22 protein-coding genes and 3 pseudogenes are annotated in these 22,399 nt (G+C 63.8%); 11 read left to right on the top strand and 14 right to left on the bottom strand.

Annotated features, from left to right (window positions below):
* Nucleotides 1–153 precede the first annotated feature (153 nt).
* A complete protein-coding gene (locus ACQCST_RS02685; protein WP_426997812.1) occupies nt 154–510 on the top strand; it encodes a DMT family transporter in 357 nt (118 codons plus the stop codon).
* Entirely contained in the window at nt 510–827 is a 318-nt protein-coding gene (locus tag ACQCST_RS02680) for a DMT family transporter (RefSeq protein WP_426997811.1), read from the top strand. Before ACQCST_RS02685 ends, ACQCST_RS02680 begins: the two co-directional genes overlap by 1 nt.
* A gap of 326 nt (nt 828–1,153) precedes the next feature.
* On the opposite strand, the pseudogene ACQCST_RS02675 reads toward ACQCST_RS02680, so the two are convergent.
* From ACQCST_RS02675 to ACQCST_RS02660, 4 genes and pseudogenes are all read right to left on the bottom strand, one after another.
* A pseudogene (locus tag ACQCST_RS02675) lies at nt 1,154–1,435 on the bottom strand (transposase); the annotation flags it as partial.
* Between the two features lie 490 nt (nt 1,436–1,925).
* Nucleotides 1,926–2,524 (bottom strand): annotated as a pseudogene (locus ACQCST_RS02670) (recombinase family protein).
* A gap of 142 nt (nt 2,525–2,666) precedes the next feature.
* Nucleotides 2,667–3,923 carry an MFS transporter gene (locus ACQCST_RS02665; protein WP_426997810.1) on the bottom strand — a complete coding sequence of 419 codons (1,257 nt, stop codon included), beginning with the start codon at nt 3,921–3,923 and terminating at the stop codon, nt 2,667–2,669.
* 336 nt (nt 3,924–4,259) lie between these two features.
* On the bottom strand, nt 4,260–5,027 hold the full coding sequence (locus ACQCST_RS02660) for an MBL fold metallo-hydrolase (RefSeq protein ID WP_426997809.1): 768 nt from the start codon (nt 5,025–5,027) through the stop codon (nt 4,260–4,262).
* 277 nt (nt 5,028–5,304) lie between these two features.
* Here ACQCST_RS02660 and ACQCST_RS02655 point away from each other — a divergent pair, with 277 nt between their 5' ends.
* Complete coding sequence (locus tag ACQCST_RS02655) at nt 5,305–5,910, top strand: ABATE domain-containing protein (RefSeq protein WP_426997808.1); 606 nt, start codon at nt 5,305–5,307, stop codon at nt 5,908–5,910.
* A gap of 386 nt (nt 5,911–6,296) precedes the next feature.
* Here the strand turns inward: ACQCST_RS02655 and ACQCST_RS02650 are convergent.
* Both ACQCST_RS02650 and ACQCST_RS02645 read right to left on the bottom strand, forming a co-directional pair.
* Nucleotides 6,297–6,395: pseudogene (locus tag ACQCST_RS02650) on the bottom strand (amidase family protein); the annotation flags it as partial.
* A gap of 199 nt (nt 6,396–6,594) precedes the next feature.
* The gene (locus ACQCST_RS02645; protein ID WP_409017369.1) at nt 6,595–6,879 is read right to left on the bottom strand and encodes a hypothetical protein; all 285 of its coding nucleotides are present in this window, start codon (nt 6,877–6,879) and stop codon (nt 6,595–6,597) included.
* Between the two features lie 66 nt (nt 6,880–6,945).
* On the opposite strand from ACQCST_RS02645, the gene ACQCST_RS02640 reads away from it, so the two are divergent.
* Complete coding sequence (locus ACQCST_RS02640) at nt 6,946–8,043, top strand: hypothetical protein (RefSeq protein WP_426997527.1); 1,098 nt, start codon at nt 6,946–6,948, stop codon at nt 8,041–8,043.
* 478 nt (nt 8,044–8,521) lie between these two features.
* On the opposite strand, the gene ACQCST_RS02635 is transcribed toward ACQCST_RS02640, so the two are convergent.
* The 5 genes from ACQCST_RS02635 to ACQCST_RS02615 form a co-directional block, all read right to left on the bottom strand.
* On the bottom strand, nt 8,522–9,604 hold the full coding sequence (locus ACQCST_RS02635) for a hypothetical protein (protein ID WP_426997528.1): 1,083 nt from the start codon (nt 9,602–9,604) through the stop codon (nt 8,522–8,524).
* A gap of 391 nt (nt 9,605–9,995) precedes the next feature.
* Nucleotides 9,996–10,304, bottom strand: coding sequence for a helix-turn-helix domain-containing protein (locus tag ACQCST_RS02630; RefSeq protein WP_426997807.1), 309 nt, complete (start codon nt 10,302–10,304; stop codon nt 9,996–9,998).
* A gap of 19 nt (nt 10,305–10,323) precedes the next feature.
* Nucleotides 10,324–11,445, bottom strand: coding sequence for a tyrosine-type recombinase/integrase (locus tag ACQCST_RS02625; RefSeq protein ID WP_426997806.1), 1,122 nt, complete (start codon nt 11,443–11,445; stop codon nt 10,324–10,326).
* Between the two features lie 363 nt (nt 11,446–11,808).
* On the bottom strand, nt 11,809–12,621 hold the full coding sequence (locus ACQCST_RS02620; RefSeq protein WP_426997805.1) for an AAA family ATPase: 813 nt from the start codon (nt 12,619–12,621) through the stop codon (nt 11,809–11,811).
* Complete coding sequence (locus ACQCST_RS02615; RefSeq protein WP_426997804.1) at nt 12,618–12,857, bottom strand: hypothetical protein; 240 nt, start codon at nt 12,855–12,857, stop codon at nt 12,618–12,620. Before ACQCST_RS02615 ends, ACQCST_RS02620 begins: the two co-directional genes overlap by 4 nt.
* Nucleotides 12,858–13,055: 198 nt before the next feature.
* Here ACQCST_RS02615 and ACQCST_RS02610 point away from each other — a divergent pair, with 198 nt between their 5' ends.
* The 3 genes from ACQCST_RS02610 to ACQCST_RS02600 all read left to right on the top strand — a co-directional run bounded on the left by ACQCST_RS02610 (nt 13,056) and on the right by ACQCST_RS02600 (nt 14,362).
* Nucleotides 13,056–13,442 carry a cupredoxin domain-containing protein gene (locus ACQCST_RS02610; RefSeq protein ID WP_426997803.1) on the top strand — a complete coding sequence of 129 codons (387 nt, stop codon included), beginning with the start codon at nt 13,056–13,058 and terminating at the stop codon, nt 13,440–13,442.
* A gap of 42 nt (nt 13,443–13,484) precedes the next feature.
* A complete protein-coding gene (locus ACQCST_RS02605; RefSeq protein ID WP_426997802.1) occupies nt 13,485–13,997 on the top strand; it encodes a hypothetical protein in 513 nt (170 codons plus the stop codon).
* Nucleotides 13,998–14,152: 155 nt separating this feature from the next.
* Complete coding sequence (locus tag ACQCST_RS02600; RefSeq protein ID WP_426997801.1) at nt 14,153–14,362, top strand: dodecin; 210 nt, start codon at nt 14,153–14,155, stop codon at nt 14,360–14,362.
* Between the two features lie 80 nt (nt 14,363–14,442).
* Here ACQCST_RS02600 and ACQCST_RS02595 read toward each other — a convergent pair whose 3' ends face one another.
* Together ACQCST_RS02595 and ACQCST_RS02590 are read right to left on the bottom strand one after the other, a co-directional pair.
* Nucleotides 14,443–15,663 carry a beta-ketoacyl-[acyl-carrier-protein] synthase family protein gene (locus ACQCST_RS02595; protein ID WP_426997800.1) on the bottom strand — a complete coding sequence of 407 codons (1,221 nt, stop codon included), beginning with the start codon at nt 15,661–15,663 and terminating at the stop codon, nt 14,443–14,445.
* A gap of 540 nt (nt 15,664–16,203) precedes the next feature.
* Nucleotides 16,204–17,097 carry a helix-turn-helix transcriptional regulator gene (locus ACQCST_RS02590; RefSeq protein ID WP_426997799.1) on the bottom strand — a complete coding sequence of 298 codons (894 nt, stop codon included), beginning with the start codon at nt 17,095–17,097 and terminating at the stop codon, nt 16,204–16,206.
* Between the two features lie 194 nt (nt 17,098–17,291).
* On the opposite strand from ACQCST_RS02590, the gene ACQCST_RS02585 reads away from it, so the two are divergent.
* The 3 genes from ACQCST_RS02585 to ACQCST_RS02575 are packed head-to-tail and all read left to right on the top strand — an operon-like array spanning nt 17,292 to nt 20,176.
* Nucleotides 17,292–18,113 (top strand): aldo/keto reductase, encoded by an 822-nt coding sequence (locus ACQCST_RS02585; RefSeq protein ID WP_426997798.1) that lies wholly within the window; start codon nt 17,292–17,294, stop codon nt 18,111–18,113.
* 45 nt (nt 18,114–18,158) lie between these two features.
* Nucleotides 18,159–19,133: an aldo/keto reductase gene (locus ACQCST_RS02580; protein ID WP_426997797.1), complete on the top strand. Its 975-nt coding sequence runs from the start codon at nt 18,159–18,161 to the stop codon at nt 19,131–19,133.
* Between the two features lie 5 nt (nt 19,134–19,138).
* Nucleotides 19,139–20,176, top strand: coding sequence for an NAD-dependent epimerase/dehydratase family protein (locus tag ACQCST_RS02575; protein ID WP_426999056.1), 1,038 nt, complete (start codon nt 19,139–19,141; stop codon nt 20,174–20,176).
* A 9-nt stretch (nt 20,177–20,185) separates the two neighbouring features.
* On the opposite strand, the gene nhaA is transcribed toward ACQCST_RS02575, so the two are convergent.
* On the bottom strand, nt 20,186–21,532 hold the full coding sequence (nhaA, locus tag ACQCST_RS02570) for a Na+/H+ antiporter NhaA (RefSeq protein WP_426997796.1): 1,347 nt from the start codon (nt 21,530–21,532) through the stop codon (nt 20,186–20,188).
* A 468-nt stretch (nt 21,533–22,000) separates the two neighbouring features.
* On the opposite strand from nhaA, the gene ACQCST_RS02565 reads away from it, so the two are divergent.
* Nucleotides 22,001–22,381 (top strand): VOC family protein, encoded by a 381-nt coding sequence (locus tag ACQCST_RS02565; RefSeq protein WP_426997795.1) that lies wholly within the window; start codon nt 22,001–22,003, stop codon nt 22,379–22,381.
* Nucleotides 22,382–22,399: the final 18 nt, after the last annotated feature.

The following is a 22,399-nucleotide window of genomic DNA, read 5'->3' as shown; positions in this document are numbered from 1 at the left end:
ATAAGCATCTACGCCACCGTTAGCTTCCTGCTGCAGCGTGAAGGACGCATCATCGCCTGACTTTTGCAGACATAACCTTTCCCCGTTCGTGGCTACGAGAGCCACCTCGTCCTCCAGATCACCCAGTAGCTCATCACGCAAGGAACCAACCCCATGACCAACACCACTAAGGCCTGGCTACTCTTAATTCCCGCGATCCTGGTCGAAGTGACGGCCTCACTCGCCCTCAAAGGCGCACTCGAGCACCCTGCCCTCTACGTCGTCGTTGTCATCGGCTACCTCAGCGGATTCGTCTTGCTCGCCAAGATACTCCGCACGGGTATGGCCCTCGGGGTTGCCTACGGTATCTGGGGAGCTACCGGTGTCGTCCTCACTGCCGTTGGCTCTCTCCTGCTCTTCGGAGAACCGATCACCGCCCTCATGGGCATCGGAATCATCGTCATCATCGCCGGCGTCCTGTGTGTGGAGCTCGGAGCCCAAGCCGCCCACAAGAACGTAGAGATTGTCTGATGTCCTATCTTCTCCTCATCGGCGCCATCCTGTTTGAGGTCTCCGGCACGATCAGCCTCCGCCTAGCCATCGACAACACACGCTGGTACGCAGCAGTTGCGGTCGGATACGTGGTGTCCTTTAGCATGCTCGGCTTTACCCTCGCTCATGGGATGCCCATTGGCATAGCCTACGGAATCTGGGCCGCAGCAGGCGTCGCCCTGACCGCCGTCCTTTCCAAATTCCTCTTCAAAGATCCCCTCTCGTGGCTAATGAGCCTTGGCGTCATCCTCATCATCGGCGGCGTCCTCCTCATCGAACTCGGCGCGACCCACTAGCCAGAACGACAGTCACCCCTACGGGCAGTCACTGCTGCGCTTGGTACGCCCAGCGCTACAGGGATCGCCCGTAAGGGGGTTCCCATCTCAAGACGGTGTCTCGAGACCTTAGTGCCTCAAAACGCTAGCGAAATGAGACGGGCAATAGCTGGGGAACCGAGTTTCATGGCCGAGCGCGGACTGGTGCCCCCAAGCAATCCAAGGAACTTAGGCGACCCCCTCAAAAACCAGAATTGCTGATCCTGCGGAGCTGACGATGTGCTCCTATTCCGGGTAAGGGTCTGCCCGGCAACGTGGGATCGCGTCGGTTCCGCTGTGGCGTAAAGGGAGTTGAGTTGGCGGTAGAGGATTCGGGCAATGTAGCGCTTGAGGGATCTGCGGATTTCGCGGTAGCTTCGTCCTTCTTTGGTGCGTTTGGTGACGTAGTCCCGGGTTCCAGGGTCGTGGATCATCCGGGTCATGGTGATGGTGTGCAAGGCACGGTTGAGGCGCCGGTCACCGCCCCGGTTGAGCCTGTGCCGGACAGTGTTACCGCTTGAGGCTGGCAAGGGATTCACTCCTGCCAGTGAGGCGAAGGCAGCTTCGCTGCGAACCCTTCCTGGATGGGCTGGGCAAGCTTCTAATCAAGCCACCGACGTGGGACAGGTCAACGCCGGCCGCTCCACCCAGCGCGGACAAATCGGGGGAAACGCACCCTCGCGGGGGCAATTGTTTTTTCGAGTCACGCACCAGGCAGAACGACTGGCATCAACACTGCCAGCTAGTCCCGGACCAGCCACGTAAAGACTCACAGTTCTTTTTTGCTGCTGGCGGAGCATCGCGTAGCTGTGCCCGACGGAGGCCCGGTCCACCCGGGAGGGCCAGGGACGTGCAATCTGCGCAGGAAATAAGCGAAGCGCCGACACAAGGCATCGGCTGTGCAGCCGTCCGCAGGACAGTTGAGCCGGTGGAGCGGGCACGTACGATCCGCAGGACAGCAGCAAAAAACAGAAAAGCGCTTTTACAGCCCGAGCGCAGCGAGGTCCGAGCACTTTACATGAGGCGCTGACTGGGCAGGGCAGGAAACGAAGCCCTGCGTCGCCCGCCGTTCAGGAGCACCTACTTTTTGGTGCTCTCCTGTGCAGCGAGGGCTTGCTGGTGGCGGAAGAGCGTTGCGCGGCTCCAGCCGACAAGGCTGGCGGCGTCTTCCGCGGTGCGTCCCTTAGCCCGGGCGTCCTGCGCGATCGCCAGCTTGTCCGCGATGACGGCTGGGTCGGACAGGGGCCGGCCGAAGCGTATGCCGTTCTGCCTGGCGGCGGCTATGCCGGCGTTGACCCGCTCGACGATAAGCTCGCGCTCATACTCGAAGCGAGGGTGGCGAGCATGTTCAGCACCAGCCGGCCCGTCGAGGTTGCAGGGTCAATGCCGTCAGAAATCGATCGGACGTGGATGCCGCGGTCGCGCAGCAGGGTCACAGTGTTGAGCACGTCAATCAGTGACCGGCCCAACCTATCGACCCGACACACAACGACAGTGTCGCCCTCCACGGCGTACTCGAACAGCCTTTTCATGCCGGGCCGTTCGATCGCCGTCTTGCTTCCCGATGTCACATCGGCAAAGACGTCGCGTTTCTGCACCCCTGCGGCGACCAGCGCGTCCAGCTGCAGCTGGGCGTCCTGGCTGGAAGTGCTGACGCGCGTGTAACCCAGTTGCCTCACCATGCCATTTTGAATCGAAATGTCCTCGATGTGCCTGGGAACCACCGCTGTCCCCACGAGGGTGTAGCGAAGTTCTATGCCCTGTTTCGCTGCCTCAGGACGAAATCGGTGTACGTCGTGCTTGATGTGTTTGTCCTGGCTGTCACGATGTTTTCTGCTGACGCGATGTGACGAGGCGTCGTGTCGCCCAGGCGGTGACGACTACTACGAGGGCCATCGTTAACGTGGCAAGTCCCGAGTAACTGAGAGCTGCCAGGACAGGTCCGGCAAGGGCGCCGCAGATAGCGCCGGTGAGATTCATGATCAGGTCTGAGACACCCTGGACGGCGGGTCGTTCGGTTGCTTGGACTGCGTCGGCGACGAGCGCTGAGCCCGCGACAAGGGAGGCAGACCAGCCAAGGCCGAGCAGAATAAGGCTGGGGGTCACCATGGTGTCCGGGGCGAACCAGGCCAGCAGCAGCGCTGCCGAGAGCATTCCCTGTCCTGTGAGCAGAACAGGAAGTCGGCCGGCCTTCTCGGCGAGCCAGCCGAAGACCGGTGAAAGACCGTACATGCCTGCAATGTGCAGGCTGATGACGATTCCGACGACGGCCAGGCTCGCACCGTGGCTGTGAAGGTGCACCGGCGTCATGGACATCAGGGCAACCATGACGCCGTGGCTGAGCGCCACGGCTGTGACAGCGAAGCGGGCCTTGGTGTTGGACCGGAGGACCGCGAACCCCGAGATCTGGCGCCGGACAGGTGCGGTGTCCGTGGGTTCCTTCACCGACTTTGCAGGTAGTCCCTTGACGTAAACGAGTGCGGCCAGCAGTTGCGCCACGACGGTGAAGGCAAATGCTCCGGTCAAAGGCGGCATGTGGAGGAGCTTGCCGAAGGCTTCGCCAGGTTCGAACAGGTTCGGCCCGGCAACGGCACCGATAGTGGTTGACCAGATGACGATTGACAGGTCCCGTGCGCGGGTTTTGGCGGTGGCCAGGTCGGTTGCCGCGAAGCGCGCCTGGAAGCTTACTGCCGTTCCGGCGCCGAGGAGGGCGAGGCCGAGGAGCAGCCCGGGGAAGGTGGACAGGGCGGTCGCTGCGACGGCGATGCCGGCCCCGATTCCTGATATGAGGGCGCCGAGCGCGAGTGAGACGCGCCGTCCGCGGGCGGCAGCTGCGCGTGCCAGGGGGATGGCGAACGCGGCAGCCCCCAACGTGTTCATTGTCGCGGCCATTCCCGACCACGCCGCTGACCCCGACACCTCGACACTGAGCAGCGATCCCAGGGAAAGGGAGGCGCCCATACCGATTCCGCCCAGGATCTGCCCTGCAATGAGAACGGCAATAATGCGCCTTTGCTCCAGCCGGGCGCTGGCGGGAGCCTCACGGTTCTGGGAAGTAGCGGTGTGTGAAGTGTTCAAGAGATGTCTTTCTTGCAGGTTGGGGGGTACACAGAGAAACTCCCGGTTTCCTGTTGAACTGGCAAGGCACCTCGTCCGTCGGGCTCGGGTCAGCTCCAGGCTGTTTTCATGCCCTCGATGAGGGCCCTACCATGGAAAGTCCCCAGGAGTGCAGAGCATTGTTGCTGCAGGCCTGTCGGTGCGGTCAGGGCCCTTGACGGCCGAATGTTATGCCCGCCAGGGGCCACGGTCCTGCTTCAAGGGCCGGTCTCCCTTGTGCTCAGCGCAAAGGCTTCGACCGCGGGTCCATGCCACCTCGCGTGACACGGAGGCGTGGCGCCAAGGGGAGCCGGGAGCTCAGAAAATGAGAACTTCACCGTCTTCGGGCACGAAGACCTGCCCTGAGATGTGGTGGTCCTCAGCGATCTTCCTGGCCTGGGCGCGAGTGACCACGCAATGGTTCAGCGCTTCCATGTGCACGGCAACGATGCTCGCCTCAGGGGCGGCCTCATGCACCTCTAGAATCTCCCGCGCCCCCATTATCAGGGCGCTGTTGTCAGGAAAACGTGCTTCGCCCGTGTTCAGCACGATGACGTCGGGGCGATGCTCAAGGAGCGCTTGACGCACCTCCTCATTCCAGACGGTGTCACCGGCGATGTAGACAGTCGGCTCCCCTGGATGGCGAACGACAACGCCGCTGACTTCGCCAAGTCTTGGCCAAGCGGCCATGGTGGCATCTGAGCCGTGCTGGCCTTTCGTTTTGGTGAATGAAGTTTTACCTATGACGATGGGCTCAGCCATGACCTGAACATCGCTGAAGCCGTGGTCGGCAATGGCTTTCGCATCGGCGTCGTTTTGGGCCAGCAGCGGCACTTGGCGTGGAAGCAACGATGTTGCGGCCTCGTCCCAGTGGTCGACATGGGTGTGGGTGACAACGACAACGTCAACGCCGGTCAGTTCCTCCAGCGGCACGACAAGGTCGACGGTAGGGTTACGAACGGAGTTGCCCGCGGAGTTGGGAAAAGAATCAATGGATCCCTTGGCGCCCAGCATGGGGTCGATCAGGATCCGCGCGCCTCCTAGTTCGAGCATCATGGTGGCGTTGCGGATGTGCTTGAGCTTCATTTTCTCTCCTGAAAGTTTATCGACGGGCCGAACCGCTGTACCCGGCGTCCATGAATAGCAACGCACTGGACGTGACAGACGCCCACGTCGTGCGGTCTCTAATGGACGGAACGCAATTTTGCCGTGAGGTACACAGTACCGAAGCCTCACGTCATATGCAAACACTTCCCGTGAGTATTATTTGGCCTCGGTTCCAAGCCCCGGTATGAAGCGGGCTTCGTGCCTGCTGTAGGAATTTGATTGGTCTCACGTCAAAACCAAAGTGGTACCGTGAAGTATGTCCTCGACGCGTTTCACCCCTGACGTCCCGCCGCCAGCACCAGGCGAGGATGAGCATGCGTCCCTTCAGCTGGCTAACAGCTCGGTGCAGATGCCGAACGGCCGCATTGAAATGCTGAACTCGCCGGCTGTGGCCACCAGCTGGCTCATTGAGCACGGGCTCGCCCCGCAGGAGACGGAGCTGCAGGAGCATTGCTCAGGTTTGCTCATTTCCATGCGCCGGCACATCCGCGACTTGTTCGAAGCCGCCGCCTTCGGGCGCCCGCCCGAGACGTCGGCAGTGGAGGCAGTGAACGAAGCGCTAACGCGCACACCCAGCGCTCGTTTGCTGGGATGGGACCCTGTTTCCGGCTTCAGGGACCAGCCGACTCATCCGACCAGCCGGATCGTCGAGCACGCCCTGGCCGCGGTTGCCGGTGACGCAGTCGTACTGCTGACCGGCCCCGAAGCCGAACTGCTGGCCGCGTGCGGTGCCGAACAATGCAACCGGTACATGATTCGCACCCACGCCCGGCGTCACTGGTGCTCAAAACGGTGCGGCGACCGCGTGCGTGCAGCACGCTCATATGCCCTTCGAAAAGAACGGCTGGCCAAGGTTGGGTAAGCAGCTGCCTCGGAAGTATCCGTGGAGTTCATACCTCGATGTGGTGCAGGGATCCCGTGGCCGCAATCGGCGGAGTGCCGGGCCCTGAAGCATTCCGGGATTAGCCCCGGGGCCGCACCCTTCGCTAGACAGCCGCGCCCATTCGTTCATGGACGTCAGAACGGGGCGCAGGCTCAGAGAACCCTCTAGGCATTGTTCTCCCGTCACACTAAACAGGGATTCTGTTACGTTCGAATCGAACCTGTTGCGACGATGGTTGGAAACCGCCCTGTCCACACTGGGTGTAACCCGGCGCATAGCCGCGCCCTCCGCCTCGCTTCAGGCACCCATGCGGGCGTCCGCTGCGCCGCCGGCTGCGGGGTCCGGTGCCGCATGGCCAGCTCGTCTCAGCATTCGTACATCTTCGGCGCCCAGGTCACCCGGGCGCGGGAGGGCTTGAGGCCCACGACGCCACAGCACGCCGCCGTGATGCGGATGGACCCGCCGCCGTCGTTCCCCTAAACCACGGAGCCGAATCCCGCGGCAACGGCCGCCGCCGTCGTTCCCCTGCCTCTGGATCAGCCCGCGGTGCGTTCCAGCCCCTGGGGTCGGGACTGGTAGTGACCGTTGATTGAGTAGTCGGTATTCTTCGGATTTTCTCTGGCTGACTTTGTCGCTGTCGGGATTGGCGGGGTGCGGGAGTTGTTATCGGCTGTGGTTGCCGGGAGCGTATTCGCTCCAGGGTGATCCGGCTTCTGCTGCGATCCTGGTGGTGCTGGTGTGATGGTAGCCGAGGGCCTGGGCCACCAGCGGCGGCATCTGGAGGACGATTTTTCGGATCACTACGGTTCTGCCGGACTGCGGGTCCGTTCTGCCAGATGATCCCGGACGCACTAACGCGGTGACCATGCCGGCGCTGTCGAAGCAGACAACGCCATCGGGAAGACACGCATTCCCCCGTTTGTAAAGTGACTTGACAAATTTCGTCATGATCGGAATGGTGAGGGTACTGGGTTCGCAGGGGGCGGGCCCAGCAGTGATATGGGGGAACTGCGAATGAGTACTGATATGAGGCTCGTCCTAGGCTTTGACGCCGGGTGCCTGGCCTGCAGCAAGATTGCCGAGGACGTTGCTTCGGCTTCCGGCGGAAGACTTGAAGTCATGAATCTGTCGTCGCCGGAAATGGTGTCTTGGCGGGTTGTGGCGTTGGGTGAAGATGCGCCGTGGACCCCGACACTCATCGAAATCGCTGACGGTGACGTCTCCGCAAAAACCGGTGCGGCTATGGGGCTTGCAATGATGAGCAGGCTCGGCATGCGCGGAAGCTGGCGGATACTCCAGAAACTGGGAGCACTTCGCCAGCGCAGTGCTGAAAACAACCGTGGACCCGAGCGCGGCGTCAGCCGAAACGTGTTTCTACAAAGTGCAGCCGGGGTTGCGCTCGGCATTTCCATTCTGGCAGGCAGCGGCACCGCGGCCGTCGCCGCATCAGATAAGAAGCGGCGAAATGAACATTGGTTCGATCAGATGTCGGGTACATCCAAGGAAGATCTGACCGGGGGCCAGGCTCTTGCGGCATGGCGAGAATCTTCGGCATCTGGGCACATGTCCAGACTGATGGGGCTTGCATCTGTCCGGCCGGAATCCCGCTCGATGCTCGGCACCGGTGTTGCCGGGGTTGAAGTCTCCGAAGAAATAGTTGACGCGCCCACCGTGAAGGGCGTCCGCCACGCGCTCACTGGCGGCGGAAGCATGGTGGCCGTTGCCTATGTCCATGGAGACACCGTGGTCGCCACCTACGGCGTCACCACAAAGTCCGGAACAAGCAGGCGGCTGACGAGGGTATTCCAAATCACCGGGGCTGAAACATCGCGCCTGATTGCGGAAGCAGACGATGGAGTCGCCACGGACGTCGCCGCCCTGCGTGCCGATCAACCGACAACCACAGCAAGTGACTGCCCGGATTGCATGTACCGCAGGTGCGACGAACAGAACTGGGGTTGCGTTCAATCATGCTGTTGGGGTTGTGCTTTTGCCTGCGGCAACCCGGGGTCATGCATTGCATGTGCGGTTATCGGCTGCCCCTGGTGTGTAAGCCTGAACTGTTGTAACCGTTCTTCCTGCTACCCCATTGTCAGGTGCGGTCCGTACTAAGGAGTAAGTATGTCAGTTTCAGCCCCACAGGCGACACGGTCCGCCAACTGGAAGGATGGTCTTCTCGCCACGGCGTTCGTTCTGGCCTCAGTTTCAATACCGCTACTCCTATGGCCAAGTGACGGCGCCGGAAGGGACATGCTTCTTCGGGTGTTTCTTCTTGGGTGGGCGGCCTGTGGTCTGCTGCTGGCCAGCACCCTCATAGTGCCGACTCACCGCATAAGCTCACAGGTTGTCCAGGGCACTTTGTGGCTTGGCTTGGGACTCGTGTTAGGCCTCAGTCTTGGCACCATCCCCTGGAATGGGCTGGCCTCGGGACCTGTTTGGCAGATCTGGCTGGCGATCGTCATGTCGGCCGGGTACCTGCAGCAGCTGCAGCGTCGGAGAGCCTGACTCAGGGACCAAAAAGCCTTCGCGGCAGCTCATGGGAGTGGCCGGCTTTGTCGCGGCTGGGAATGGCTCGGTGTTGCGGGAGTTGTTATCGGCTGTGGTCGCCGGGAGCGTATCCGCTCCAGGGTGATCCGGCTTCTGCTGCGATCCTGGTGGTGCTGGTGTGGTGATAACCGAGGCCCTGGGCCACCACCGGCGGCGGCATCTGGAGGACAAGTTGTCGGATCGCTGCGGTTCTGCCGGACTGGGCCGGGACCCCGATTTCCTGTAGCAGATCGCGGATGCTTCCCGGGTCCATGGGTTGCCCGGCCCGGCGCCCCGGGAAGAGCCATCGGGAGGCCGGGTTGGCGGCGGTGGTCATGTTGGGCCTGTCTTCGAGGTATGCCCGCAGTAGCCCGGCCAGCGGTTCCGGAACCGGAGTCGGCGGTTCACCGAGGCGCAGCAGGGTGTGGTCTCCGTCGTGGAGGATGTCGTCGGTGGTGAGCCGGACGATCCGGCTTACCGGTTGGGCGTAGAGCAGAATCAATGAGCCGGCGACGCGGGAGCGTAGCGGCAGGGTTTCGTCGGTGACCAGGCGCCGGAGAGCGGCGAGCCGGTGATGCTGTCCCATTGGGGCAGGGTTCCCCGTGGACCGGACGGGGATGGTCAGGGCGGGCATCCGGCCGGTCTTCATGCACCAGCTCAGGAAGGTCGTGGCGGGTCGGCGGGTGGCGTGGTTTTCGCTGTGCCAGGCGTCGAGGTCGGGTTGCCGGCAGTGTTCGGGGAGAGCGCCGCGGCCGGTGAGCCAGGTCAGGAAGGAACCGGCCTGGATCAGCTGCTGCCGGGCCGCGTATGCCGGAGAGTTGCCCAGCGGTCCTTTGCCGGCTTTGGCCCGCAGTTTGCGGAGTTGGTGCCAGGTGGCGAAGCGGTGGAGCACCCGGGTGTGTTCGGGGTCGGCGACGGCGGCCAGATGCCCGGTGAGCCATCTCTCGAAGAGCAGGAGTTGCCGGTCGACGGCGGGCAGGACCCCGCACTCCATGAGTATGTCGCGCAGGTAGGCGGCGGTCCGCCAGTTCGGCAGTTGCTGGAACGCTTCGTGGGTCAGAGCGAGCCGGCCTGAGGCGAGGTCCTGCAGCAGGGCCCGTGGCTGAGCGCGCGTCAGCCAGGCAAGCCCGCTTTTGGTCCGTTGCATCGTCAGCATTCGGTCGAATAGTGGTGCCAGGGGCGGGTGGACGCGGCCGGTGCCGTCATCCAGGAGCACGCTGAGCCGGTCGGTGAGGGTGCATCTGGGGCAGAGCCGTCCGGCGAGCAGGGCCCTTCAACCCGGCAGCGGTCGCAGGAGAAGTCGCGGGTGATCCCTGCACATTCCCTACAGACCGGCATCCCTGAGGCGTCGCGGCCCGGCAGCAGCCGTTCGCTCCGGCAGCCCGGGCAGGATCCATGTGTGCGTGTGGCCTTGTCGAAGCACGTCCGGCAGATCGGGCCGTCCGACCAGTTCGCCGCTTTCGCTGCCTGCCGGCCGCAGCGGGCACAGATGCGTATATGCCACCGCTCATACTTCTCGCGGGTGTCGTAGGCGGGACTCACCGCTCGGGGGTAATCCTGGCCCGCTTGGGCCGGATGGTGGCGGCAAGGTCCACGACCTCGGCACCCGCGCCGGCCGTGCGGCGCGGCGTCACGGCCTCCGGCCGGGTGGCGATCAGCTCCGCGGGGGTCACTTCCAGAATGTCGCAGAGCGCGGCGAGGACCGGCAGCGAGAGCCGCTCGGGGATCTGGGTGACCAGCCGCCAGACCTGCACCGAGGACAGCTCGATGCCGCGCTGGGCCAGCAGGGGGACAGATCCGAGGCAGTGAAGATCCCCCGGGTAGCCATCACCTCGCGCAGCCGCCATTGATAACTGATGTGTCGTTTCATCGGGCTTTCCTCACCGGCCGCAGGGCGGCCTCCATCGTGGCGTCCAGGGTCCTGCGGAGAGTTCGGGTGCGGAAGTCAGAGGAGACGCAGGTGTAGATCGAGGTGGTGGACGCGTGCTCGTGGCCGACCTGTTCCTGGACGAACCGGGCATCCCAGCCGTCCTCGATCAGGTGCGTGACGTAGGAGCGCCGAAAGGAATGGAAATCCAGACCCTGATCCAGGCCAAGGCTGTCCCGGTAGGTGCAGAAGCAGGTGTTCATCCGGGTGAAGCCCACGCGTGACGAGCGTTCCGAGGGCCATAAGGCTCCGGGGCCGGCGGTGGGGAACAGCGGGCGGGCCTCCTCGGCCCATTGCTGCAGGATCTCCGCTGACCAGTCGAAGACCGTCAGCACGCTGCGGCGCTTGGGCGGGGAGCCCTTCTTCGCCTTGCCGTGGCGGACGTAGAGGACGCCGTACTCCCCGAACTCCGGGCCCCGGGGGTTGCGGCCGAAGTCCACCACATCGAGCATCCGCGCCTCGTTGCGGCGCAGGCCGAAGGCATACGCGGTCTTGAAGAGCATCGCGTCACGGAACGCCGGCAGCCAGCCCTTGCGTCCGCGCCCGCGCACCCGGCCGACCTGTTCGTCCGCGTGGTCGAAGAATGCCTGCAGTTCATCGCGGGTGAAGGCACGCTTGGCCGGGTCCGCCTCCGCTTCCTCGACATGCACGGCGGCGTTCCACTCGTGGATCACCTGCACCGGGTGGGTACCGAACCGTTCCTGGCAGGCCTCGGCCCAGCCGTAGGCGGGGTCGGTAACGAAGTCACAGAAGGAGCGGATGCTCCCCTGGTAGTTCCGCAGCGTGGAGCGGCGCAGGTTCCGGACCGAGCGCAGATCACCCAGCCACTCGTCAACCATCTGCGGTGACCAGGCCCACGGGAAGGCATCCGCGTGGCGGGTGAACGCCCGCACCGCCTTCTCACGGCCCTCGATCGTGGAGAACGCCAGGTTCCGGGCGAGCTGCTGGTTGCGCCACCCGTTCAACATGGCCGTGAAGACCTGCTCGTCCGGCCGCAGCAAGGGCAGGCCTCCGACCAGATGCAGACCCACGGCCCCCGGTGCGGGACTGTTCCCGACCATAAATGCCGCCCTCCATCGCTTACATCAGATGAATACATCCTTCATCAGATGAAATCTGATTGCAAACGTGCAGGTCAGAAGCGTTTCCATGAACACGCGAGGCGTGAGTTCAGAGGCTCACTCGATGGCAATCCCGGATGCGTTGAGGCTCTGACCTGCGCCAATGGTGACAGATCTCAAAATGTTCAACCCAACCGCAGTAGTACACCTAATGAAATTGCGGCCATTTGGACCATTGCGCGGGAAACTGGCGCTAAAGCATTTTAAGAGTGTCGGTAACGTTCGTTTTTTTACATGCTTGGGTGTTGAACGTTTGACTGTTGGTTCCGAATGGCGGTTTTTTAGCAGCTCCGTTTGGCGGTTTTAGCTGATTCCGATGACGAGGGTGGAGCGTGCTGCCTCAATGACGTCGTCGGTGATGGTGCTGAGTTCATTGATTTTCGTGGCGCGTTCGACCTGGGTGAAGAGCCGGTCGATGAGGCGGAAGTTGCCCCGGGTAATCCTCGCGACGGCGGCGATGGCCTGGGCCTCGGTGAAATCTTCCGGGTCCAGGGTCTGGCCGAGTTTGTGCCACCGGCGCTCCAGAACGAAATTCAGTTCTTCCTGGGCGAGTGGGCGATATTCGTGGGCGAAGCCGACCCTGCTGTAGAGCTGGGCGTAGCGGCCGAACCATTTTTTGATGCCGGGCATGCCGATGAGGATCAGGGCTATGTTGTCCCGGTTGTAGCGGTCACGCAGCAGTTCCAGGGCCGTGGCGCTGAGCCGCCCGGATTCGTCAATGATGAGCAGCTCCACATGCATACCGATGCTGCCAGGTGGTCCTGTCTTCTTGTCGATCTTCTCCAGGTGCTGGTCCACGCAGATCGATACGCGGGTGCTGATGTGCCCGAGCTCGGCGTGGATCTGTTGGGGCGAGGTGGGCACGGCGGGGTGTAGAAGACGCTGCGTGCCCGGGCCAGTGCGGCATAGATCTGATAGTCGGAATCGGTCCCGGGGACCCCACTGTTCCAGGAGGTTCTCCGCCTTGTGCCAGTTGGCGCAGCGCCGGGCGGAGAGGGTCTTGCCGATCCCGGCCTGGCCGAAGCAGATGCCGATGCCGTGCTGGCGGCACACCGCGTCGGCGAACTCAACGAATCTGCGGTGCTCTTTCGTGGCAATGAAGCCCTGTGCTGTCATCGGTCGCACTCCAGGTAGGTGCGGAGCTTCGGGCGCTTCCTGGGTTCGTCCGCCGGTTCCGGGGCCGGAGCCGGTTTCGTTGAGGCCAGGTCCGGCAGGTGTCGGACCACGACGGCGATGCGCTGGTTGATTTGGCCGCGCAGTTCCCGGCGGCGGGCCGAGCGTGCGGCCTGGATGATCTGAAGAACTTCGTCCTGGAAGAACGGCAGTCCGCCGCAGGTTCGTAAAGCCGGCACGCAGCCCACAAGCTTCCCCGTCTCCACGAATTCAGCCCGGCACAGGAAATTCATTGTGGCCCTACCGGACGGCACAGCGCTGGTAATTACGGTCGACAGAGTTGAGAATAATCATAAGTCCAGCTTCCCTGCGGTGGAGGTCTACCGAATGCGGACCGCCCCGAAGTCTGGCTGATTACCTGCGGCAGAAGGAACACCATGAACCACAGTCGAGCCAACCGTCACCGCCTCGCGGCCGCCATCCTGGCCGGAGCCGCGATCCTGGGAATCACCGCCTGCGGCAACAGCGGCGGATCATACAGCTCATCCCCGCCTGCAAGCTCCGCCTCGGGGACCCAAGCCGCAACCACCATCCAGATCAAATCGTTCGCCTATTCCGGCGCTGATACCGTCCCTGCCGGGGCTACAGTGACGGTGACGAACATGGATGCCCAGGCCCACACCGTGACCGCGGATGACGGTTCCTTCGACGCCGTCGTCAAAGGCGGCGAATCCGTAACGTTCAAGGCACCCGCAAAAGCCGGCACCTACACCTACCACTGCACCTACCACTCGAAGATGAAGGGCACGCTGACGGTCAAGTGACCGCCGCCCTGAAGGTGACCAGCCTGAATCAGAGGAGCTGATATGGATCCGAGCGCGTCCTCTTCCGGGGGCAACACCGCCAACGGCCCCCGCCTGCCCGGACGGTCGGTCACTGCCTGGGTACTGCGGTTTCTCACCGCAGCCGCCCTTGCCGTGGATGCCGTCATCCACGTCCGCCTGGCCCCCGGATACCAGCTCGCCGCACCCGACGGCATCGGACAGGGCAACCTTTTCCTCATGGAAGCGGCAGCCGCGGCCGTCGCCGGGCTCTACGTCCTGATCCGCGGCAGCCGGCCTGCCTGGCTGCTGGCCCTACTCGTGGCAGCCGGCGGACTCGCCGCACTGCTGCTCTACCGGTACGTGGACATCCCAGCCCTCGGCCCGTTCCCCGCCATGTACGAACCTGTGTGGTTTTTCGATAAGACGCTCACCGCCCTCGCCGAAACTGCGGCAACCGTCCTCGCTGCCATCGCCCTGGCCGTTCCCCGCCTTACTGGTCACCGTGGGGAGGCCCGGCTACGGCCTGCCAGGGAGGCAGGACGAGCCAAAACATGATTGCCGCGATCACAACACCGGCCGCAACAGCCGAGGCAAGGTGCACCCACTAATTAAGCCGGCAATTTCACAAACCGCCTAGTCCTCAGCCCCGCCTTCCGATAGCCTGCTGAGACGGCGCAGCCGGTCATCGAAGGCGATCACGAGGAGCGAAGTTGTCCAATCACACGTACAGCATTTCTGAAATTGTCGGCACCTCAGAAGAAGGAGTGGACGCGGCCGTCCGCAACGGCATCGCGGAAGCGTCCAAGACCCTGCGCAACCTCGACTGGTTCGAAGTCAAGGAAATCCGCGGGCATCTCAAAGACGGCCAGGTTGCCGATTGGCAGGTGACAATCAAGCTGGGGTTCCGTCTGGAACGCTAGCTCCGCTCACGTGACGACGACGGGTTCGAGTGCCGCCGTCGTCGGGCCTGGGCAGGTGGGCGGCTGATCATCCAGCAGGATCACCCGCCAGTGATCACAAGGGACGTGCTGTGGCCGCCGAACCCGAAGGCGTTGGCCATCCCTGCCGCCCCCGCAACGCCATGGCTTGTCTCGGTGAATATATTGAGGTCAATTTCCGGATCGGGATTCTCAATATTCCGTGTTCCCGGAAGGGAGCCTGTGCGGAGTGCCTGCAGGATGACGATGGCGCCAAGTGCTCCCGCGCCGCCCAGAAGATGGCCCGTCAGCGACTTCGTTGATATCACGGGTACGTTGCTGCCTGCCACGGCCTTGATAGCGCCAGCCTCGAGCCGGTCGCCCACAGGGGTGGACGTGGCGTGGGCGTGCACAACGCCGATATCCTGCCCGGTGAGGCCAGCGGCGGCGATCGCTTTCTGCATCACGCGGCGCTGCATAGCGGGATCGGCCGCCACAATGTCCACGGCGTCGGACGTTACGGCGCTGCCCGCGACGAATCCCAGGACCTTTGCGCCGCGCGCCCGCGCATGGTCCTCACTCTCAAGCACCACAATTCCTGCACCTTCGGCCATAACAAACCCGTCCCTGTCCCGGTCGAAGGGCCGCGACGCTGCCTGCGGGTCCTCGTTGCGTGTGGACAGCGCCCGGATCTGGGCGAACCCACTGATGGTCAGTCCGTTCACGCAGGAATCCACGCCGCCGGCAATCACCACGTCAGCAGCCCCGAGCCGGATCATGTCCGCCGCCTGGGCGATCGCTTCGGCGCCCGAGGCACAGGCACTGACGGGCGTACGGGCCCCGCCGCGCGCGCCGACGTCGATTGAGACCCAGGCTGACGCGGCGTTGAGCATGATCCTGGTCAGGGTGTGGGGTGAAACGCGGCGGGACCCGCGGGCGTCCAAGGTCCGGGTCTGGGTGACCGTAGTATCCAGCCCGCCGTAGCCGGATCCGATCACCACTGCGAGCCGTTCCGGGTCCATCTCCGGACGCCCGGCCTGCGCCCAGGCTTCGCGGGCGGCGACCAGCGCCAGCTGGCCGGACCGGTCCATCCTCTTGAACTCGGAGGTAGTAAGCACGGAAGCCAGATCAAGCGTGACCCTTCCCGCCATGCGGACGGGCAACTCCTGAGCCCAGCTTTCCTCAAGCAGCGCTATCCCCGAGCGGCCTGCCAGCAGCGCAGACCACGTCTCGCCGGCTGTCCCGCCGACGGGTGTTACGGCCCCAAGGCCTGTGACGGCAACCGCGGACAAACCCCTAGACATTGAAAACCATGCTCCCGCACTTCCGATTGGCCCGTGACGGGCCGGCGTTGGTCCGTCACGGGTACCTCGGCAGAAACCCTTCCACGGATTGGCCGCCGGTCCGAACTCCGGGCGCTATGTGACCTGCCCGACCGGCTTTCTAAGCGGAGCGGGAGTCATCTCTCCTGACGCGTTATTCCGCCGATCGACGGCGCCAGATTGTCCGGGCTCCGTTGTGCGCGGGAAAGATATGACCCTCGAAAAAGGAGTGGATCTTGTGGGGCTCAGCGTCAGGACTCCAGAGCCCGGACGCCGGGCAGTGGGATCCGGTGGCCCCGGTTGGCGAAACTCGTTCTCTCAGCAATGCGATGCGCTTCATCGTTGCATGTCATCCTTGGTCTTGAGGAAATGGTCTTCGACAAGCCTAGGAAAAAGGCACAGAGCGCCCAATGTCCGACTGGCTAGAATCGGCCCCCTCGGCTGGGCATGAGCACAACACATGCACTGGGGATCGCTGATGGTGGTTCCGGTTCCGGGTTTCGACAACCATCACCCGCCGGCTCAGGTACCGGCGTTGGGGAGCGGGGCGCCTTCCTTGGGAGCCGCCGTCGAGCGCATTTCCGCCAAACCGAAGTTGCTCAGCAGCGTCAGGGAATCGGCTGACGGCGAACCCGGTTTCGCGGAAAACACCCGCATCATCTGGTCCGTGTCATCCGGCAGAACCAGGTTTTCGAAGTTCAGTTCCAGATCCCCGACGGCGTGGTGCTGGAGGCGTACGCTGCCGGCGGACCGCGTGGCCACCTTATGCCCGGCCCACCACTGCCGGAAATGCTCGCTGTGCACCGCCAGCTCGCCCACCAGCTGGTTGGCCTGGGCATCGTTGGGGTGCCTGCCCACGTCCATGCGGAGGGCCCCGGCGGCCTCGGCGGCCACGGTCTTCCAGTCCCGGAAAAGCTCACGGGCCTTCGGGTCAAGGATCAGCCAGCGGGTCAGGTTCCGCTCCCCCGGAGGCAGCGCCGCGAAGTCTGCGAACAACAAGAATGCCATGCGGTTTCCCGCCAGGACATCCGCCCGCCGGCCCAGGACAAGGGCCGGGACATCGCCCACGGCATCGAGCAACTGGCGCAGCCCCGGGCGTACGCCCTGGACCGGCGCTGGTGACCGCGCCGATTCAGCACAGTGCTCCAGCAGATCCATCATGTGCGCGTGCTCGCCGGAATCAAGGCGCAGCGCCCTGGCCACCGAATCCAGCACGGCACGGGACGGATGGATATTCCGGCCCTGCTCCAGCCGCGTGTAGTAGTCCGTGCTGACATCGGCCAGCCTGGCGATTTCCTCGCGGCGCAAGCCTGGGACTCGGCGGGCACCGGACGTTTCGGCGAGGCCCGCGTCCTCCGGCTTAAGCCGGGACCGCATGGCTTTCAGGAATTTTCCAAACTCGGCACTCTGACCCATGCATTACATTGTGCCCCTCCGGGACCACGATGTGGACTGCGAAGGTAGGTCTGCCAGTCCTAGGAAAATCACGAACAGCCATAACTACTGACTCGGCTGGGAAAAATGCATAGGCTCAAGGCAGAGCCCTTCCGAAAGCGGTTTCCGCGAACCGCCCATCTACTGCTCAAGACTCATCACAGGAGTGCCACACCATGTCGGACCTGACCCTCAACAACGGCGTCACCATCCCGCAGCTCGGCTTCGGCGTGTTCCAGGTCCCGCCGGAGGAAACCCAGCGGATCGTCGAGGACGCCCTCGAGGCCGGTTACCGCCACATCGACACGGCCGCCGCCTACCGCAACGAAGCCGGCGTGGGAGCTGCCATCGCCGCCTCCGGGATACCGCGCGAGGAACTCTTCATCACCACCAAACTGCGAAACGGCGAGCAGGGCAACGCTGCCGAAGCATTTGAGGACAGCCGCAAGGCACTGGGAATCGACGTCGTCGATCTCTACCTGATCCACTGGCCGGTCCCTTCCCAGGGGCTCTTTACCGATGCTTGGAAGTCGATGGAAAAGCTGCAGGCCGCGGGCCAGATCCGGGCGATCGGCGTCTCCAACTTCCTGGCAGATCACCTTGATACGCTCCTGGCCGCAACGGAAACCGTGCCCGCGGTCAACCAGATCGAGCTGCACCCCAGCTTCCAGCAGGCGGAACTAGCCGCCAAGAGCCGCTCGCACGGGATCGAGGTGGAAGCGTACAGCCCGCTGGGGCAGGGCGGGGATCTCAACGGGAACGCGGTCACCGCCGTTGCCGCCGCGCACAACGCCACCACCGCCCAGGTAGTGCTGGCCTGGCACCTCGCAGCGGGGACCATCGTCATCCCCAAGTCCGCCGATTCCACCAGGATGCGGGAGAACCTCGCCGCGGCCGCCATCACGCTGACGGCCGCGGAGCTGGATTCCATCACCGCGTTGGAATCCGGTGCCCGGGTGGGCGGCGATCCCGCAGTCGCAGCCTGGACCCAGCTCTGAACCCTGACTGAAACCACCTCATTCAAACTCAAAGGACAAAACACCATGCAGTACACCCATCTGGGCCGTTCCGGACTGAAAGTGTCCCGCCTGTGCCTCGGCACCATGAACTTCGGCCCGCAGACCGAGGAAGCCGCTGCCCACTCCATCATGGATTCGGCGCAGGACTCCGGCATCAATTTCTTTGACACCGCCAACGTCTACGGCGGCACGGACCGCCGCGGCTGGACCGAGGAGATCCTGGGCCGCTGGTTCGCCCAGGGCGGCGAACGCCGCGAAAACACGGTGCTGGCCACCAAGCTCTACGGCACCATGACGGACCGGCCCAACGAATCCAAGCTCTCCGCGCTGAACATCCGCCGTGCCCTGGACGCCAGCCTGAAGCGCCTCCAGACGGACTACATTGACGTCTACCAGTTCCACCACGTGGACCGGGACACCCCCTGGGACGAGATCTGGCAGGCGATCGACGTCGCCGTCCAGCAGGGCAAGATCCTGTACTCCGGCAGCAGCAACTTTGCCGGCTGGCACATTGCCCAGGCGCAGGAAGCGGCAGCCCGGCGCAACTACAACGGCCTGGTCAGCGAACAGTCCATCTACAACCTCCTCACCCGCAATGTGGAACTTGAGGTCATTCCGGCCGCGCAGCAATACGGTCTGGGACTCATCCCCTGGTCCCCGCTGCACGGCGGGCTGCTGGGCGGAGTACTGAAGAAGGAGCGCGACGGCGGTGTCCGCCGTGCAGAGGGGCGTGCCGTGGAAACGCTGAAGAAGCACCAGCAACAGATCAAGCAATACGAGGACTTCGCGGACGATCTCGGCCACGAGCCCGGCGATGTTGCCCTCGCATGGCTGCTGCACCAGCCGGCGGTCACCGCACCGATCGTGGGTCCGCGCACGCAGGAACAGCTCGACGCCGCCATCCGGGCCCTCGATGTCACACTGGACGCCGATGCGCTCAAGCGCCTCGACGACATCTTCCCGGGGCACCGCACCGCGCCCGAAGACTACGCCTGGTGAATTCCTTGGGTGCGGCAGCGTTCCTGAGTCCGGCAGCAGACACCGTGGCGCCCCGGACCTTCCTGTTCATCGGCGGGACCGGGACCATCAGCGCGGCGGCGGCGGAGCACGCCGTCGCGCTTGGCCACCGCCTGACCATCCTCAACAGAGGGAAGTCGGCCGGCCGTCAGGTGCCCGAAGGGGCTGAGGTGCTGCACGCGGATATCCGCGATGCCGCAGCGGTCAGTGAGGTGCTGCGCGGAAGGGAGTTCGACGCCGTCGCGGACTTTATCTCGTTCACGCCGGAACACGCTGTGGCGGGCCTAGAGCAGTTCCGCGGCCGGACGGGCCAGTACGTGTTTATCAGCTCCGCCTCGGCGTACCAGAAGCCTCCGTCACGGCTGCCGATCCTCGAATCCACTCCGCTGCGCAACCCGTTCTGGCAGTACTCTCAGGACAAGATCGCGTGTGAGGAGCTGCTGTTCCGGGCCTACCGGGAGGAAGGTTTCCCGGTGACGGTAGTGCGGCCCTCGCACACCTACGACCGCGCCCGGATTGCCCTTCTGGGCGGCTGGACGGACGTCCACCGGATGCGCTCCGGGCTGCCGGTCCTGGTCCATGGCGACGGGACGTCCTTGTGGACCCTGACCCACGCGCGCGATTTCGCCAAGGCATTTGTGGGACTGCTGGGCCGTCCGCAGGCGGTTGGCGAGAGCTACACCATCACCTCGGATGAGTTCCTGCCGTGGGACCAGGTGTACCGGCTGTTTGCCCGGGCGGCTGATGTTGAGGAGCCGGAGCTGGTGCATGTGGCCTCGGAGACCATCGCGGCGCACCGCCCGGCCCTGGGGCCAGGGTTGCTGGGCGACAGATCGCATTCGGTCGTTTTCGACAACTCCAAGATCAAGTCGCTGGTTCCCGGATTCCGGGCGTCGATTCCCTTCTCTGACGGCGCCCGGAAAATTGTTCGGTGGCACGACGCCAACCCGGCTTTGCAGGTGGTGGACCAGGGCTTTATGGAGCTGAGCGACCAGCTGATCTCCTGGGCCCGGCGGGCAATGTAGCGTACGGGACTATTTGCTGCTGTCCCGTTCGTAGACGTCAGGGATGCCATCCTCATCGGAATCGATGGATTCCTCCGCCTCAACCGCCCGGTACTGGCGGTTCCTGGCGCCGAGTACCACTGAAGCGAGGATAGCGGCCAGCAGGGAAGCGGCCAGGATCCCGACCTTCGCGTGGTCGTCGTGTGCGCTGCCTTGGCCGAAACTCAGTTCGGCAACCAGCAGGGACACCGTGAAGCCGATGCCTGCGAGGAGGGAGACGCCGAAAATATCGATCCATTTCAGCGAGCGGTCCAGTTCGGCTCTGGTCAACTTGGTGACAAGCCAGGTGATCCCCAGTATGCCGATCGGCTTGCCGAGGACCAGCCCGAAGATGATGCCGATGGACACCGGGTCCGCCAGCGCTGCCCCCAATCCTTCCCAGCCACCCACGGCGACTCCGGCCGAGAAGAACGCAAAGATCGGCACGGCAACGCCGGCTGAAATAGGTCGGAAACGGTGTTCGAAGATCTCCGAGAGGCCCGGACCGGCGGCCGGTCCCCCGCTGGCTTTGCTGCGGATGACGGGAATGGCGAAGCCGAGCAGGACACCGGCGACGGTGGCGTGGATGCCGGAGGCGTGTACCAGCGCCCAGGTGGCCGCACCCAGGGGAAACAGGATGAACCAGGCAGCGGCTCCCTTGGTGCCGAAGAACCGGCGGTACTTTTGGGCCAGAAAGGTGTAGACCGCCAGCGGAACTAAGGCCAGCAGCAGCGGCCCGGGCTGGATGTTGTCCGAGTAGAAGACGGCAATGATACTGATGGCGATCAGGTCATCGACAACCGCGAGAGTCAGCAGGAAGATCCGCAGGGCGCTTGGCAGGTGCGAACCGATAATGGCGAGTACGGCTACCGCGAACGCGATATCCGTGGCGGTGGGAATGGCCCAACCCCTGAGGGTTTCGGGGCTGTACAAGTTCACCGCGGCGTAGATCAGTGCCGGAATCACCACCCCGCCGACGGCAGCGGCGACCGGAACGATGGATTTGCTGATCTGCCGCAAATCGCCGGCAACGAACTCGCGCTTGAGTTCAAGACCCACCAGAAAGAAGAAAACGGCGAGCAGGCCATCCGCGGCCCAGGCACCGAGGCTGAGCTCAAGGTGCCAGGGCTCGTAACCGATTTTGAAATCACGGAGGGCAAAATAACTCTCCGACGCCGGGGAGTTGGCCCAGATCAGGGCGATGACCGCGGCTGCCACCAGGAGCGCCCCGCCCACGGTTTCCTTGCGAAGGATCTCGCCGATTCGCAGCGATTCGGCATAGCTGCCCCGGCCAAAAACGGCGGGGCGCGGCTTGGGTAGTGGGGATTCAGGCGTCATAAGGGGGTCCTTCGTTTCCGCGGGTCGACAAATCGCTGCCGACCAGACTTCCCGGCGCACCTCAACCTATTCTATATGCGCGCAAAGGCAACAACATCCTCAAACGTGCCCTGTTCCTCTCAGCCTTGGCAGCCTGAAGACCCATGCTCCGGGACCTACTGCGACGGTAAATCAGCCAAAGGCAAACGGCATCAGCTCCGTTTCTGGGTTGGCCGTCATACGCTGCCCGGCCGGGTTCCGACCGCCTCTATCCGTGGACGCCAATCCAAGTCCATAATGGCGACATGAACGCTGTGGAGACTCTCGAGCCGGCCGTTGCTGGCCCGGAACCGAAGAAGTCCCCCGTGGCCGTCCCGGGGGCGTCGCCGAAAAGGCGGCGACCGGGCCCCGAAGAGCGGGTAAATCCGCCCGGCGGGAACCGGATTCGGCGGGGAGTACCGCCATCACTTCAACGAAGGAGAAATCAGCATGCTTAAGGAACTTGACCTCATGGCGGTCCTCCCCGCGAAGGACATGACCAGGGCGAGAAATTTCTATCGGGACGTGCTTGGACTCGAACCCTCGGAGGCCATGGACGAGGAAAACCTGCTATACCGCAGCGGGAACGGAGCGGCGTTCCTGATCTACAAGACCGACAATGCGGGCACCGCGAAAAACACCCAGATGGGCTGGGCGACCGACAACATCGAGGGCGAGGTAGAGGAGCTGCGGGGCCGCGGCGTCGTCTTTGAGGAGTACGACTTTCCGGGCCTGAAGACTGAAAACGGCATCGCGGCGACCTCGGTGGGAAAGGCTGCCTGGTTCACGGACAGTGAGGGCAACATTCTCAACCTCTTCCAGCGCCCGTAGCCGTGCCACCCCGTACCT

Origin of the sequence: Pseudarthrobacter sp. N5 (assembly GCF_050157035.1) — a bacterium.
Taxonomy (GTDB): Bacteria; Actinomycetota; Actinomycetes; order Actinomycetales; family Micrococcaceae; genus Arthrobacter.
The sequence above is the reverse complement of the archived record's forward strand: the minus strand, read 5'-3'. Positions and strand labels throughout refer to the sequence as shown.

Coding starts and splice junctions, on each gene's coding strand:
- ACQCST_RS02685 (WP_426997812.1), top strand. CDS start 154: ATGACCAACACCACTAAGGCCTGGCTACTCTTAATTCCCGCGATCCTG.
- ACQCST_RS02680 (WP_426997811.1), top strand. CDS start 510: ATGTCCTATCTTCTCCTCATCGGCGCCATCCTGTTTGAGGTCTCCGGC.
- ACQCST_RS02660 (WP_426997809.1), bottom strand. CDS start 5,027: ATGAAGCTCAAGCACATCCGCAACGCCACCATGATGCTCGAACTAGGA.
- ACQCST_RS02655 (WP_426997808.1), top strand. CDS start 5,305: ATGTCCTCGACGCGTTTCACCCCTGACGTCCCGCCGCCAGCACCAGGC.
- ACQCST_RS02645 (WP_409017369.1), bottom strand. CDS start 6,879: ATGACGAAATTTGTCAAGTCACTTTACAAACGGGGGAATGCGTGTCTT.
- ACQCST_RS02640 (WP_426997527.1), top strand. CDS start 6,946: ATGAGTACTGATATGAGGCTCGTCCTAGGCTTTGACGCCGGGTGCCTG.
- ACQCST_RS02635 (WP_426997528.1), bottom strand. CDS start 9,604: ATGCAACGGACCAAAAGCGGGCTTGCCTGGCTGACGCGCGCTCAGCCA.
- ACQCST_RS02630 (WP_426997807.1), bottom strand. CDS start 10,304: ATGGCGGCTGCGCGAGGTGATGGCTACCCGGGGGATCTTCACTGCCTC.
- ACQCST_RS02625 (WP_426997806.1), bottom strand. CDS start 11,445: ATGGTCGGGAACAGTCCCGCACCGGGGGCCGTGGGTCTGCATCTGGTC.
- ACQCST_RS02620 (WP_426997805.1), bottom strand. CDS start 12,621: ATGACAGCACAGGGCTTCATTGCCACGAAAGAGCACCGCAGATTCGTT.
- ACQCST_RS02610 (WP_426997803.1), top strand. CDS start 13,056: ATGAACCACAGTCGAGCCAACCGTCACCGCCTCGCGGCCGCCATCCTG.
- ACQCST_RS02605 (WP_426997802.1), top strand. CDS start 13,485: ATGGATCCGAGCGCGTCCTCTTCCGGGGGCAACACCGCCAACGGCCCC.
- ACQCST_RS02595 (WP_426997800.1), bottom strand. CDS start 15,663: ATGTCTAGGGGTTTGTCCGCGGTTGCCGTCACAGGCCTTGGGGCCGTA.
- ACQCST_RS02590 (WP_426997799.1), bottom strand. CDS start 17,097: ATGGGTCAGAGTGCCGAGTTTGGAAAATTCCTGAAAGCCATGCGGTCC.
- ACQCST_RS02585 (WP_426997798.1), top strand. CDS start 17,292: ATGTCGGACCTGACCCTCAACAACGGCGTCACCATCCCGCAGCTCGGC.
- ACQCST_RS02580 (WP_426997797.1), top strand. CDS start 18,159: ATGCAGTACACCCATCTGGGCCGTTCCGGACTGAAAGTGTCCCGCCTG.
- nhaA (WP_426997796.1), bottom strand. CDS start 21,532: ATGACGCCTGAATCCCCACTACCCAAGCCGCGCCCCGCCGTTTTTGGC.
- ACQCST_RS02565 (WP_426997795.1), top strand. CDS start 22,001: ATGCTTAAGGAACTTGACCTCATGGCGGTCCTCCCCGCGAAGGACATG.